This window comes from Methanosphaera sp. DEW79 (assembly GCF_003266085.1).
Lineage (GTDB): Archaea > Methanobacteriota > Methanobacteria > Methanobacteriales > Methanobacteriaceae > Methanosphaera > Methanosphaera stadtmanae.
In genome coordinates this window covers 1-15,266 of record NZ_MUZW01000031.1, presented here as the reverse complement: position 1 = coordinate 15,266, position 15,266 = coordinate 1, and the positions used below count along the sequence as shown (strand labels likewise).

The following is a 15,266-nucleotide window of genomic DNA, read 5'->3' as shown; positions in this document are numbered from 1 at the left end:
TAATTTATTTCTTTTTGATTCTTATTCCATTTGAGAGTTCTGTTTAGTATATTTATATAGAATTAATACTAATTATAAAAATAGTATTACTTCTATGTTATAATTATATATACATACAAAGATAAATACTTTTCCATTAAAAAGTATTACTTTTAAAAAAAATATAAACAAAATATTATTCAAACATGAAAAAATTATTATAAAAATAAAATATAATAGGAATATATTATTAATACAATCCTCTTTTTTCCTTTTTTGATTATAAGTAAATATTATTAAATAAAAAATAAATTGAGGTTTAAAAAACATATATTTTTAGATGTTGTGTTATTTGCCTCATTATAAAAAAAAATATTTTTGAATTTTTATGGTTGATTTAATTTTTTTTAGAATTTTAAAATTTGAGTTTTACCGCTAGTTCAACATCAGATGCTTTCACTGTTTTTCTACCAGAATGCTTTGCAATAGCTACAGCTTCGTCAGCTATAATTTCCCCTAATTCTGTTAATTGTTGGGATAATTCTACTTTTGCATCTTTTGTTGCTCTAGGTGCACCTGCATTTGATAGAATTCTACCAATTGGTGCAATAGGTAAAGTCTCCATAATATCACTCCTATACAAAAATATATTTTTATAGTATTTATATGTATTGTTTTTAGTTGTATATAATTATTAAGTTTTCAATACCAAATATAGGAATTAATACAAAGATATATCTTTTAAAACTAAATATTATGTGTTTTTTTTAGAATATATTAGTTCTTTGTTACTTTTTAAAATCATGTTAAGCGTTTGAAAAATACTTTATATAAGACCTACTAATTATTACTTAAACCAGGAATGAAAATAGACCTAAAGCTTTAATTATAAGTAAAATAAGCCCTTAAGAAAATAAAAATAAAATGAACATAATCCATTATTTTTATGAATAATAGTTTAAATCTTTAGTATATTGTAGAAAACCCTAGAATATATTCAAGATAAAAAAAAATCAAACCACCTATCCATTATATCAAAAATAGGTGGAAATAAAAAATAATATCAAATTTACAATAAAAAAAATTCAAATTTAATTGTGGATTCTTTAATGAAATCATAGAAAAATCAAGAAACATATTATAGTTTTAAAATATTACAAAGTAAAATATATGTTTTAAACATGAACATGATTAAATTTATATTTTAAGTATTAATAAAATCTAAATTAAGAATATGAACTAAAATAAATAGATTTAAACTATTTTTTCTAAAAAATAATATAAAAAACAAGTTTCAATAATTTTTATCCATAAATTACAAAATAACAATAAAATTTATAAAATACATCAACATTCCTCTAACCAATCTCTTTAAGCCATGACATATTATCAATCATTGATGATTGTATAAAAATTCTTTTTCAGAATCATCTAGGTGATGTATTGATAAGAAGATATGATAATACCGTATTTTTGTCCAAAATAATCACACATTTACTATATGTTATACATAAATCAAAATAAAAGTAATGGAAATAAATCTCCCCCTAATAATAAACATTTTAAGTTACTGGATATTACCCTTATTTTCAGTGACATAATAATTCTAAATAAATATATATCTTTATAGATATAAATATTATTGATAAATCATTGATAATAGTGATTATTTTTCATATTTATAGAAAATTAAAGAGATTTTTATTTAAATAAATTATTTTTTTTATAATATTAAAAAGGGGAGTTGTTTTTGTCTAGAATTGCTATTTTAGAAAAGGATAAATGTCAACCAAAGAAATGTAACTATGCATGTATTGAGTATTGTCCTGGAGTAAGAATGGAAGAAGATACAATAATAATAAGTGAAGATGATAAAAAACCAGAGATATCAGAAGAACTATGTTCTGGTTGTGGAATATGTGTAAATAGGTGTGTATTCAATGCAATAAATATCATTAACCTACCCGAAGTATTAGATGATAAGCCAATTCATAGATATGGACCAAATAGTTTTGAATTATTTGGTATGCCAACAATAGAAGATGGTTCTGTTGTAGGTTTACTTGGACCAAATGGTATTGGAAAATCAACAATACTAAATATATTATCAGGTCAAATCATACCAAACTTTGGTAATTACAATGAAGAAGGTTCTTGGGATAATGTGATTGAATACTTTAAAGGGTCACAATTACAAAATTACTTTAAAAAACTAAGTAATAATGAGATAAAAATAGCATATAAACCACAAATGGTGGATCAACTACCAAAAGTAGTTAAAGGAAAGGTATCTCAACTTCTTGAAGGTGTGGATGAGAGAAATAAATTAGATGAAGTTGTTGAAAAACTTGAACTAAAAAATACATTAGATCGTAGACTAGGAAATTTATCTGGTGGGGAACTTCAAAGAATTGCAATAGCAGCTTCAGTTCTTAAAGATGCAAACTTCTATTATATAGATGAACCAACATCATGGCTTGATGTTAAACAAAGACTAAATACAGTAGAAGTAATTAGGGATTTAACAAAAGAAAATCGTAACGTACTTGTTATTGAACACGACCTTGCAACATTGGATGCTATGAGTGATTATGTTCATGTGATGTATGGTGAAGAAGGAGGATATGGTGTTGTATCTAAACTTCGTGGTGTAAGAGTTGGTATCAATGCATATATTAATGGATTTTTAAAAGAAGAAAATATAAGAATAAGAAAACAACCAATTGAATTTGAAATAAGACCACCAAGTGATTTAATAGACTCAGATACAATAACAACATACACTGACTTCCATAAGAAATATGATAACTTCGAACTTAAAGTTGATGCTGGTGAAGTTAATCAAAGTCAAGTAATAACAGCATTTGGACCAAATGGTATTGGTAAAACAACATACGCTAAAATATTAGCTGGAGTTGTAAAACCTGATAGTGGTGAAGTTGAAGAAGAAATTGAAATTGCATATAAACCACAGTATATCTTATCTGACTTTGAAGGTTCTGTACAAGATTTCTTATTTATGCATGCAAAGGGTTATGGAACAAATGTATTTAAAACAGATATTTCAAAACCTTTTGATTTAGATAAGATTCTTGATAAACAAGTAAGTAAATTATCTGGTGGAGAATTACAAAGATTAGCTACAGCTGTAACTCTATCACAAGATGCAGATGTTTATCTTCTTGATGAACCTACAGCATTCCTTGATGTTGAACAAAGACTAAAAGTTGCTAAAGCAATAAAACACTTAATAACAAGGGATGATACATCAGCTATTATTATTGACCATGATATTATCTTTATTGATTATATATCTGATAAAGCAATGGTATTTTATGGTGAATCTGGAGTATCTGGTCATTCAACAGCACCAATTCACCTAAGAGATGCTATGAATAAATTCTTATCTGATGTTGATATTTCATTTAGACGTGATAAGGAAACAAACAGACCAAGAGTAAATAAAACAGATAGTTATCTTGACAGACAACAAAAAGAACAAGGTGAATACTACTATCTTGAAGATTAATTAGGTGATATAAGTGCATGTAATGATAATACCAACAATGGGATGTCCAGCAAATTGTAGTTATTGTTGGAGTTCAGAGACAACATCTCTTTGTATGTCTACTAAGACAATGGATGATATTGTTGAGTGGCTAAAGACTTTTAAGAAAGAACCTGTTACTTTCACATTCCATGGAGGAGAACCTTTACTTGCAGGTTATGAGTTCTTTGAATATTCATTAGATAAAATAAGTAAAGAGCTTAGTGATTTATATCCTGCCTTTGCAATTCAAACAAATCTATGGAAAATGGATGATAAGTTAGCTTCTTTATTCAAAAAGTATGAAATTCCAATAGGCAGTAGTCTTGATGGACCTCAAGAACTTAATGATATTCAACGTGGTGTTGGATATTATGAAAAAACAATGAAGGGTTATGAGATTGCAAAAAAACATGGCTTAGATGTGAGTTTTATTAGTACTTTTACTAATTATTCTATTAAACATAAGGAGGAAATTTTTAATTTCTTTAAGGAAAATGGATTGAATATGAAGATTCATCCTGCACTTCCTTCTATTAAAAGTCATAAAAGTGATAATTTTGCCCTTGATGTTGAGGATTATGGTGAATTATTACTATATCTTCTTGATGAATATCTCAACTTAGCTGATGTTATAGAATTAAAAAATATTGATCATCTATGTAAGGCTGTGTTTATGCGTAAAGGTTTTGTATGTACTTATGTTGATTGTATGGGTAGTACTTTTGCTATTGGCCCTGATGGTAGTATTTATCCGTGTTATAGATTTGTTGATATGCCAGAATATGTTATTGGACATGTTAGTGATAAGCCATCATATGATGATTTAATGAGTAGTAAGGCTGAATTATTACTTATTGATTATAAGGATTTTGTTGATGAGAATTGTAAGGATTGTAAACATATGGATTATTGTCGTGGTGGATGTCCATATAATGCTCTTACAATTACTGATAATAGGGTAGAATGTGTTGATCCTTATTGTGAGGCTTATAAAATGATTCTTGATAAGATTGATAATTTAATGAATGAGAATTTAAATCTTGCATTTGATGAATTAAATGATGTTGTTGAAAAGGATTATAATTTTACTTTAAATGTTGGACTTGAAAACCAACATTCTAAAAATAGTAAGAAATTTACTGTTATGGATATTGCCCTGAAATAGGGATTTAAAGTAGAATATAGTTTTATTCTACTCCACTTTTTTTTATTGTGTCATACCTTCATATCTTCTTGTTGCATTTAATATTGCCTTATTTAGATCTTCTTCCACATCTGTTGATATTGCTCCATGACCTGGTAGCATTGTATCTACTTTTAGAGAGTTTAGTGTATTTAGACTTTTAATGTATGATCCATAGTTTCCAGAGTAGCTTAAGTCAGATATTGTTCCCTTGGCATATACTGTGTCTCCAGTAAATAGTATTCTTTTTTCTTCTTCATAGTAGCATACTGAACCTGATGTGTGTCCTGGTGTGTATAATACTTTTAGTGTCCAGTTACCTACTTCTATAACATTATTATTTTCAAGTCCTACATGTATCTGAAATCCATCAGGATTTTCATTATTACATCTACAATTTATTATTTCATTATCTGCATTGATTATTTTAGTAGATGCTAGTTTATATGCCATTATTATTGCAGTATTTTGGAAATATTTATTTGCTCCAAAGTAATCATAATGTTCATGAGTATTTAAAACTATATCTATATCCTCTATTTTTATTCCAATTTCTTCAATATTTTCTTTTAACATATCAAATTTTTGATATAGTCCTGGGTCTATTAGAATATTTTTCTGTTCATCTAATATAAGATAGCTTGTACAGCTTGGACGTTCTGTTTTTATTTCATAGAGTGAATCTCTTATTTTTTCATACATATTTTCATCATTATAATTTTTAATTAAATATGATGTTTATATTTAGTTATTAATAAGTTTTCTTCAATTGTTTTTTGAGATTTTACACATAACTTTTTTAAATATTGGGGATTATTTAAAAGAAAGCCATTATATCCATTTATTTATTATTTAAGGGTTTTTATTTCTTTTTTTTATTTTATTTTTTCATACCATACTTATAAATACTATGGAATATAATTTTAACATATGGAATATATATTTAACATTTGGAATGTATTTCTAACAATAAATATATTTTATAGTTGACAATAATGGAGGAAAAAAATGGAATACATAATTCAAACACAAAATCTAACAAAGAAATATAAAAATGACACAGTAGTTAATAATCTAAATCTAAAAATAAAAGAAGGTGAAATATATGGCCTACTAGGACAAAATGGTGCAGGAAAAACAACAACAATGTGTCTTTTAACAAATCTAAGTGAAAAAACATCAGGCCAAATAAGAATATTTGGAAAAAATCCCCAAGAAAACATAGACATATACAAAAAAATAGGAGTTATAATAGAAACACCTGGATTTTATGAAAATCTAACAGGATTTGAAAATCTAAAATACTTCTCTAAAATACAAGGAAACTACAACAAAGAAAAAGTAGAACATGCACTAAATACAATGGGACTTACTAATAATAAAAAATTAGTTAAAGCATACTCTCTTGGAATGAAACAAAGACTAGCAATAGCACTAACAATCATGAACAATCCAGACATACTCATATTAGATGAACCAATAAATGGTCTAGATCCACTAGGTATACAGGAAATTAGACAATATTTAAAGAAATTAGCCACAAAAAACAATACAACAATCATAATATCATCCCACATACTCTCAGAAATAGAACAACTAGTAGATACAATTGGTATAATACACCATGGACAACTATTAGAACAAATAAGTATGAATACATTCAGGGAAAAAACTAAAAAATACATTCAAATTGAAGTATCAGATACCTATAAAGCATCATATATACTTAAAAAAGCATTTAAAATAATACCAGAAATTAATAAGAATCAGATAATAATAAGGAAAGACTTCGATAAAATCAGTCAAATTAATAAGTTATTTGTAAAAAATAACATAGATGTATATCAAATTAAAATACAACAAGATACCCTAGATGAATACTATTTAAAAGTAATAGGAGATGAAATAGAATGTTTGAATTAATAGAAGGTGAATTTCTAAAACTTAAACGTTCCAGAATGTTTACAATAACACTACTTGGAAGTTTAGTACCAGCAATACTACTACTTGTTATGATGATTAAAATAGAATCAACATTTACCTACAGCCTATTATTTGAACAATCATTAGAATATGTAACACTATTATTTGGTTTTCTATTATACATACTACTTGCTACATACATATTCAATAGAGAATACACAGAACATACCCTTAAAACTGTGATAACTACACCATTATCACGAACTAAATTTATAATATCAAAACTAGTAGTGATATTCATATGGATGTCAATATTAACACTTATATTTTATTTAAGTACAATATTTGTAGGATACATTGGAGGTGCAACACAATTAACAACACAATCCTTAATGATTTTCTTAAAGGAATTATATATTGCTGATGTATTGTTATTTTTATTAATAACTCCATTTATCTTTATAACAATGCTACTTAAAAATATAATTCCAAGTATTATATGTGGAGTGGCAATGGTACTTGCAAATGTAATGTCAATAGGTGATAAATTATCAGTATATAATCCAGGAACAGCAGTATATTTACTATCAACATATCAACCATATATAAATAGCCTAATATATAATCAAAGTCCACTAATACCATTTACAGTAATAATACTCATATCTATAATTGGATTCATATTATCTTGGTTATACTTTACAAAAACAGATATTACTCTCTAGATTATATTCTTAAATAGTAAATAATAGAAGATACAAATAAGAATGTAATAGGTATAAAAGGTGTTGTTTTTATTATATGAAAACTAAAGTTCGATATTTACGTCAAGAGATGGGAATTAGTCAACAAGACCTTGCTAAAAAAGTTAATGTTGCAAGACAAACAATCAGTGCCCTTGAACATGGAAGATACAATCCATCATTAATTTTAGCATACCAAATAACGAAAATTTTAAAACAAGAAAAAATAGAAGATGTTTTCTTATTAGATGAAGAAGAGGAAATAAATGATCTTTGAAATACTTAAGGATGCTGTTGATTATTCACAACAAGACACTAAAAAATTATTACAATTATCCATATTATACATATTTGGATTTCTAATAATACCTTTACTTATAGCAGAAGGATATTATTATAGAATACAACAACAGTCCCTAAAAGGTGTAATAAACTTTATAGAACCATTACCAGAATTTAATAACTATACAAATCTATTATCAAATGGTTTTAGAGTAATTCTTACAAAATTATTCTATATTATACCATGTGTTTTAGTATTAATTATTGGAATACTTGTAGGAGCCTTAGGAATATCATTCTACTTATTCATATTATTTACAATTCTATTATGGCTTGTAATATTTTTCCTATTCTTAATATCTACACCACACATGGTTTATAATAATGGTGATGTAATTAAAACCTTGAATATAATGGAAATAATCAATATAATTAAATCAATAGGTGTTAAAACATATCTTGAATTATATATTGATATATTAATTATCTTCACAGGAATAACTACATTAACAACATTCATAATACTCATAGTATCAATGGGTGTAGGAATTGTTTCAGGACAAATCATGGGATTATTCTGGAATTCCAATATATTTACATTAACATTTATAGGATTAACATACATATTAACATCAATAATAACAGCTTACTATCAAATATTCCTAGCAAGAAGTATATCTTCACTGTATAATCTACGTGAAGATTAAAAAAAAGATTCCCTTATTTTTATTTTTTTAGAGATTTATAATTAATTACCTAAAATCAGAACTTATTACTTATATTCTATTTATGAGAGTTTTTTTAACCATTAAACAATCTACTGTTTTACATTCAAAAAAATCTTATATCAAAAGTTAGTAATTAACCATAATATTGTTATTGTATTCATATTATNGGTGTGTGTTAAACCACATCCTTCCTTCTTATGTTTCCTTGTGATAACATATGATACATATTTATTCGATAATCAGTGCATTTGTTGATTTACTACTGTTGTATAAGTTATTTTCTCCAGCTACTATTGTTAAGTCAAAGTATGATTGTTTGTATATTGATAAGTCAAGTGTTGTATTTAGTATACCATTACTTGCTGTTGTATGTGCTATTGTTTTATTATTGAGTTTTATTGCTACTTTTGTTGTTCCTGTTACAAAGTTTCCTGTTTCATCAATTATTTGTGCAGTGATTTGTGTTTTGTTGCTACGTTTTACATGTTGTGGATTAAGTATTACTTGTGTATTTTGTTTTTCTACTGTGAATGTTGTGTTTGTTTCTATTCTATCATAGTTGTGTCCTGCAGCTACTGCTGTTAGAATATACTCTTTTGCAGCCATTGTATTTGGTAATGAGTATGTAATACTTGCCATACCATTTGTTACTGAGCCATAGAGTATGTTTCCAAATTCATCTTTTAGTGTTTTACCATTAAGTTTGAATACTACACGTCCATTTGTTACTAGTGTTTTATCATCACTTGTAAGGTATGATGTGAGTGTAATTGTACTTCCAGTTTTTGTAGTTACTGGTATTATTACTTGTTTTATGTTAAGAGAGTTAATTGTTAATATACTCTCACCTGTTGCTTCTGTATAATGGTTGTTTCCACCATATACACATGTTACTGTATAGTTTCCTACATTGTAGTTACGTGTATCAAGTACAAGTAATGCTAATCCATTTTTAATTTCTGAGTGTCCTACTGTTTTTCCATTGATTTTAAATGCTACACGTCCATTGTATATGATATTTTTATTGTTATCAAGGATTATTGCTGTTAGTATTGTTGTAGAGTTGTTTGTGTTGGTTCCAACAATTATTGTTGGAGTGTATTTTGTTAGTGTGATGGTTTTATTTACTATTGTATACCTGTTTTCTCTTTTTTGATCTTTATACACTGCTTCTATGAATAATTGACCATTTTCATTGCCTGTTAGGGTATAATTCATACTTATAATACTACCATTCATGGTGTAGGTGTATTCTACTCCATTTATGTATATACTAAGTGTTCCTTGTTCTACTGGAACATATGGTGAATTCCAATTTGTACCATTTTTTACTGTTACATTTGCAGTTATTGTTATTTGTGGTGTATCTATAGGAATAGTTGTTGGTGTTGTTAGATCTATTTTTACTTGTTTACCTGTTGTTGCACTGTTGTATTGTACAATATTATTTACTGTATCATTTTTATTCTCTTGTATTACTGCCCAATTTCCATCAAGTGTTAGACTTTTAAGAACATTGTATTCTATAAGGTTTCCCATACCTTCACGTATTTCAATTACATATCCTTCATAGTTTTCAAATGTGAATTGAGAGTTTACTATTGTGTTATTATGGGAGTTTTCTATGATTATAGGAGTATCTAATATACCATTCCGGAATGATATTCTTAATCCATTGATTTTATTGTTATTTGAATTATTTTTAATAATCAATGCTGTTGTATTAATTGGATTTCCTTGTTGACTAAACCCTCCTGATACATTGTTGTATGAGGAATTATCAAGTGTTAGAGGAATATATTTTTCCACCTTTCCACAATCTGATTGTCTTGTATATATGTTGTTGTAGTTTGAATTTCTAAGTACAATATTTTCTGATACATTAGAGTTACTAGCATACATATATCCAAGATTTACATCATTATAAACTGCATTATTTAAAAGAATTCCAATTACATTGTTCATGTATGCTAACATGAGATAATCTACATCTACTGTGTTGTTATTACCATTTATTACAATAAAGGTAATATTTGAATTTAAGTCTCTATTACTACCAACGTCCATGCTTTTTATTGTAATATTATTGTTTTCTCCATTTATTGTAACGAGGTTTAAGTTTCTACTTTGTGTATTATCAGCATTGAAACTTATTATTTCAACAGTATTATTATTACCATTTACTATTAGTTTGGTGTTTTCTTCAGTAAATTGTGCTCCTTTTATTGTTACATTATCTGAGGATATGATTATTGTTGTGTTAATATAACTTGTTTTATCTGCTATTATGGTTATTGGTCTTGTTATGTTTAGTACTTTATTAATTAAACTTCCTGTTAATTGTATTGTTAATCCAGTTGGTACTTCTGGGCGTAGTGTTCCATTTGCATAGAAGAATTTATCATATGTGTTATCATTTAAGTAGAAGTTAGTTATTGGTGTTGGAGTATTATTTCTTACTCTGTTGTTTGAGTTAAGTGTTAATACTGTTTCATCTGCAACTGTTTCTCCAGCATAGAGTATGTTGTCTGTTATACTGTTTAATGTTGAGTCTTTATCAACAAGTACTGTGTATTGTGTTAGTGTGATTATTGTATTTTTTATTATTTCTGTTTTTGTTGTATTTAATAATTCTATTGGATAGTTAGGATTATTTGTAAATACTGTTATGGTGTTTGATTTAATTATGATTTCATTTGATTTTATTACTTCTATTGCTTTTGTTGAATTTCCACTTAATTGGAAGTTGTTATTTCCTAATATAGTATTATTTGTACCATATATACTTATACCTACAGATTTATTTCCATTTAATATGAAATCATTATGATCTACATAGAAATCATCACATGCAGAGAGTATTACTCCATATGCTACTGGACTTGAGGATATAAAGTCAATAGCACCAACTCCATATATATTATATTCATTTCTATAATATCTTTTAGATGTTGTAATTTGTGCTCCTGTTGCCTGTACTTTAGCTTCTGTTGTAATAGCACCTCCTGATAGGTATGATGTTTGATTTATATAGTTTACTCCATAAGCATAACTATTACCATATGTGTATATGTGGTTGTTTATTAGAGTATTTGGTGTACTTGAAATTTCAGGATTTATCATGTTTATTGAGTATATAGTATCATATTTTCCATTTATACTGTTGTATGTGGTTGTTATGTTGTTGTACATTAAATACATTCCAGTTGTATTTAATATTTCTATTGATGTTGTTCCAACACGTCCTGTAGTCCAGTCTACATCTGTTGCAGGTCCATATGTTTCAATGTTATTGTATTTTATGTTATTTTTAGTACTATTTGAATCTTTAATAGTAATTGCTGATACATTGTTTGTACTATTTACTACTATGTTGTTGTAGTTAAATTCTAGTTTTGTTGAATTTATTATATTTACTGCATTGGTATTTGTTGTTATGTTGTTGTAGTTTATAGTGTTTGCTGGTGTATTTAATTCTATTGCAACTTTATCTTTGTTTATAATTGCAATATTGGACATGTTAAGATTTGTTGTTCCTAGTGTTGTTATTGTTGAATTAATAAGTAATGCATTGTTGTAGTTGGTTATTGTTATTGTTCTATTGTTGTTTAGTATGAAATTTTTATTTGCTATTGTTCCATCTACTACAAAGTGTATGTCTTTTTGTGTAGATATGTTTTTTATTATTCCATTTTCATCAAAGTATTTATCATATGTTTTATTGGATAATAGGTAGTTTATGTATGTTGGAGTGTTTCCAGTTAGTGTATTGTCTGCTGGTGCATCTACACTTTCATCTCCTACAAGTATATCTGCTACTAATTCATTGTTTATAATTGTGTTGTTTGTTTTTGTTGTTGTTATGGTGTAAGTATTATCTGTTTTTAGATTTGTTTTTTCTATTTTATTATTAAGTGAATTTAGTATTATCACTGGTTTTTTATTGTTATTTACTATTATTAATGAGTTTACATCAACTCTACCATTTTCTGTTGTTGTTATTGTTATGTTGTATGATGTTAATTTTTTATTAGTTTGGAAAATTGATATTTCCTTGTTAACTTTAATGTTTTTATTTGTTAATGTTCCAATTATTTGTACTTGTTCTACATTTTTAAAGCTTGGTAATAAGTTACCTTCACTATCAAAGAAGTTATTGAAGTTTGTATCATCTACTTCTATACTTAAAGTTTCAGGTGTGTTATTTTCCACAATATTTGTTCTCTGTGTATAATTTACTGCAGCATTTCCTTTAAATCCACCTGTTACAAGGTAGTTGTTTACTACTGTATTATAACCAAGACTACTGTAACCTGCAATTAAATCTACTGCATATAAATCAAGGGTACTTGTTACATTGTTATCAGTTATTGTGTTATAATCACCATTTATTGAGATTTTTCTATCTACAGTGTTGTTTTTAATTACTGCATGATTAGCACTTAATTCTATTGCTTTAGAATTAGTACCTCTAAGATCTACAACTTTGTTGTTTGTAATAGTGTAGTTATATTGACCTGATAATCTTAGTGCTAATGTTACATTATCAGTACTTGATAGACTGTTATATAATGATGAGCCTATTGGTGATATGAATGTGTTGTTTGAAATATAATATTTAACTTTAAGATTTTCTCCAGCACTTGAAGATGGTACAACTACACCAGTACTTCTATTAAATAGGTTGTTTGTAAGGTTTAAGTTTCCCATATCAGCAGATACATCTAATTGATCGTTATTAATAAATGTACATCCATCAATAACTGTACTAATGCCACCAATAGAACCTATAGCATAGAAGTTTGTTGAACCTGTGTTTATTGTTATTCCACTTCCTGTTTTATATGTACTTCCACCATCATATCCTATATTATCTCTTATTGTAGAGTTTATTATTGTTAAGTTTTTGTCTGATGTTACAGTTCCCCAACGTGCAAGGTTGTTTTGGAAGGTACTGTTTATTATTGTTGCTGTACCATTATTATATAATCCTGCTCCATAGTTACCTGTACTACTTGATTTTCTATTTCCATCAAACATGGAATTTCTTACTATAACTGTTGCATTAGCATTATTTCTTATTCCTGCTCCTACTCCGGCACAGTTTTTAATGAAGTTTACATTATCTACTTCTAAGTTTCCATAGTTATCAATTGTTGCTGTTTTATATAAGGATATGTCACTTCCACCAGCACTCCAACAATTTTGTATTGTAAGATTACTTATTGTTATATGACCATTTCCTTTTGTAATATTCATAGCCCAATTACCACTAGCATTAAGGTATGGATACCATATGGTACTTGATCCCCAATAGTATTCACCAGTATCAAGTGTTTCTTTTATTGTGTAGTTTGCTTCTCCATCAATTGTTGCATTTTGTCCAATGAAATTTATTTTATAATCTCCTGGTACTGTAAGATTAGTATTACCTACTCCTTTAAATGTACCAGTTAGGTAGATGTTATAAATTTTATCATTTGTTGTTTTACTTATTGCATATGCAATTGTTTTAAATGGACTTTCTTGTGTTCCATTATTACTATCAGAGCCTGTAGATGATACATAGTAGTTAACTATAATATCATATTTTTTCATTGAGCTTTGTTTGTTTTTAAGATTGTTTTGTTTTATTGTTATTTTTTCTTGGTGTCTGCTTGTATTATATACTGAATTTTCACCATATATTACAAGTACTGTTACATTTTTATTTGTCCATGATTGTGGAATTTTATAATCTACACTATCAGTATTATTATAAAGGCCTATTGTTTTTCCATTGAGTTTTACTGCTATTTTACCAGTGTTTACTGTTTTATTATGTTCATCAATGGTTTTTACATTGATTCTTAATGTATCATTAATAGTTTTTGTTGTGAATGTTGTTTTTGTATTTAATTTTTGTAATGTGAGTGTTGTATTTTGTTTTGCTGATACATATTTATTATTTTCACCATAAACTACTGTAATATTGTATTTTTTAGCTGCATAGTCAGGTAGTTTATATGTAAGGGATGCTTTTCCAAAGGATACATTATCATATCCTATTGTTTTTCCATTGATTTTAAATGCTACTTTTCCTTTTTCAAGAAGTTTACCATTTTCTGTAAATGTAGCATTAATTACTATTGTACTACCTGTTTTTGCAGTTATTGGACTTAATTGAATATCAGTCTTTTTATATGTGACTGTTGCTACTTTAACTCCATCTGCATAGATTGAGAAGTCATCAAAGTTTTCAGGTAATTTAGTTAAATCAATTGTTGCTGTATAATCATTACTACTATTTAATACCATACCTGTGGTATTGATGTATGAAGCATCAGTTGTAATTGGAATAGAATATCCACTACATCCAATACTTGTTACTTTATTATCACTATATTTTCCAAGAGCAATAGTATTTAATGTTAATTTTTTATCAGCCTGTGTAAATACAGTGCCTTGGGATTTATGATTTGCAACTACTCCAATATTATTATTAACTGTTAAACAAGATACTGTATTATAAACATTACTTGGTGTTAGTTCTCCATTAAAGTAATTATTATCTAATACTATAATAGCATTACTATTACCTGAAATACCTATTGTTTGTTTTGTGTTGTTTATAAATAAGGAGTTTGTTATGTAGTGTGGTGCTGTGTCATATAACCAGTAGGTATATAATACACTGTTTGAATTTGCACTGTTATTTATGAAATTACAGTATGAAGCATTGAGCATTGGAGGATATCCACTCCTTGCAAATACTCCACCATTACTTGCATGATTACTTGTGAAATTACAATGATCTACTACAACTTGACCTTTAGAGAAGTAATATATTACACCACCAGAACCTTTAGCAGAGTTATTATTAAAACTACTGTCTTTTA

At 27.0% G+C, this 15,266-nt stretch carries 9 protein-coding genes; 6 read left to right on the top strand and 3 right to left on the bottom strand.

What is annotated here, in order from left to right; genetic code table 11:
* Positions 1–394: 394 nt before the first annotated feature.
* Positions 395–604: a histone family protein gene (locus BZ132_RS03030; protein WP_011406212.1), complete on the bottom strand. Its 210-nt coding sequence runs from the start codon at positions 602–604 to the stop codon at positions 395–397.
* 1,125 nt (positions 605–1,729) lie between these two features.
* On the opposite strand from BZ132_RS03030, the gene BZ132_RS03025 reads away from it, so the two are divergent.
* Both BZ132_RS03025 and BZ132_RS03020 read left to right on the top strand, forming a co-directional pair.
* The gene (locus BZ132_RS03025) at positions 1,730–3,508 is read left to right on the top strand and encodes a ribosome biogenesis/translation initiation ATPase RLI (RefSeq protein WP_048059713.1); all 1,779 of its coding nucleotides are present in this window, start codon (positions 1,730–1,732) and stop codon (positions 3,506–3,508) included.
* Between the two features lie 22 nt (positions 3,509–3,530).
* The gene (locus BZ132_RS03020) at positions 3,531–4,694 is read left to right on the top strand and encodes a TIGR04083 family peptide-modifying radical SAM enzyme (RefSeq protein ID WP_258393694.1); all 1,164 of its coding nucleotides are present in this window, start codon (positions 3,531–3,533) and stop codon (positions 4,692–4,694) included.
* A 42-nt stretch (positions 4,695–4,736) separates the two neighbouring features.
* Here BZ132_RS03020 and BZ132_RS03015 read toward each other — a convergent pair whose 3' ends face one another.
* Positions 4,737–5,414 (bottom strand): MBL fold metallo-hydrolase, encoded by a 678-nt coding sequence (locus BZ132_RS03015; protein WP_286940463.1) that lies wholly within the window; start codon positions 5,412–5,414, stop codon positions 4,737–4,739.
* Positions 5,415–5,720: 306 nt separating this feature from the next.
* On the opposite strand from BZ132_RS03015, the gene BZ132_RS03010 reads away from it, so the two are divergent.
* From BZ132_RS03010 to BZ132_RS02995, 4 genes are all read left to right on the top strand, one after another.
* Complete coding sequence (locus BZ132_RS03010; RefSeq protein ID WP_011406208.1) at positions 5,721–6,635, top strand: ABC transporter ATP-binding protein; 915 nt, start codon at positions 5,721–5,723, stop codon at positions 6,633–6,635.
* The gene (locus BZ132_RS03005; protein ID WP_286940461.1) at positions 6,623–7,360 is read left to right on the top strand and encodes an ABC transporter permease; all 738 of its coding nucleotides are present in this window, start codon (positions 6,623–6,625) and stop codon (positions 7,358–7,360) included. Before BZ132_RS03010 ends, BZ132_RS03005 begins: the two co-directional genes overlap by 13 nt.
* A gap of 76 nt (positions 7,361–7,436) precedes the next feature.
* The gene (locus BZ132_RS03000) at positions 7,437–7,655 is read left to right on the top strand and encodes a helix-turn-helix transcriptional regulator (RefSeq protein WP_011406206.1); all 219 of its coding nucleotides are present in this window, start codon (positions 7,437–7,439) and stop codon (positions 7,653–7,655) included.
* Entirely contained in the window at positions 7,645–8,367 is a 723-nt protein-coding gene (locus tag BZ132_RS02995) for a DUF4013 domain-containing protein (RefSeq protein WP_011406205.1), read from the top strand. The genes BZ132_RS03000 and BZ132_RS02995 overlap by 11 nt, the downstream gene beginning before the upstream one ends.
* A 249-nt stretch (positions 8,368–8,616) precedes the next feature.
* Here the strand turns inward: BZ132_RS02995 and BZ132_RS02990 are convergent.
* Positions 8,617–15,266: Ig-like domain-containing protein (locus BZ132_RS02990; RefSeq protein ID WP_286940458.1), on the bottom strand; the 6,650-nt coding region annotated here is incomplete at its 5' end.

Excerpts from the sequence above, each read along its gene's own strand:
- BZ132_RS03030 (WP_011406212.1), bottom strand. The coding sequence starts at position 604 with ATGGAGACTTTACCTATTGCACCAATTGGTAGAATTCTATCAAATGCA.
- BZ132_RS03020 (WP_258393694.1), top strand. The coding sequence starts at position 3,531 with ATGATAATACCAACAATGGGATGTCCAGCAAATTGTAGTTATTGTTGG.
- BZ132_RS03015 (WP_286940463.1), bottom strand. The coding sequence starts at position 5,414 with ATGTATGAAAAAATAAGAGATTCACTCTATGAAATAAAAACAGAACGT.
- BZ132_RS03010 (WP_011406208.1), top strand. The coding sequence starts at position 5,721 with ATGGAATACATAATTCAAACACAAAATCTAACAAAGAAATATAAAAAT.
- BZ132_RS03005 (WP_286940461.1), top strand. The coding sequence starts at position 6,623 with ATGTTTGAATTAATAGAAGGTGAATTTCTAAAACTTAAACGTTCCAGA.
- BZ132_RS03000 (WP_011406206.1), top strand. The coding sequence starts at position 7,437 with ATGAAAACTAAAGTTCGATATTTACGTCAAGAGATGGGAATTAGTCAA.
- BZ132_RS02995 (WP_011406205.1), top strand. The coding sequence starts at position 7,645 with ATGATCTTTGAAATACTTAAGGATGCTGTTGATTATTCACAACAAGAC.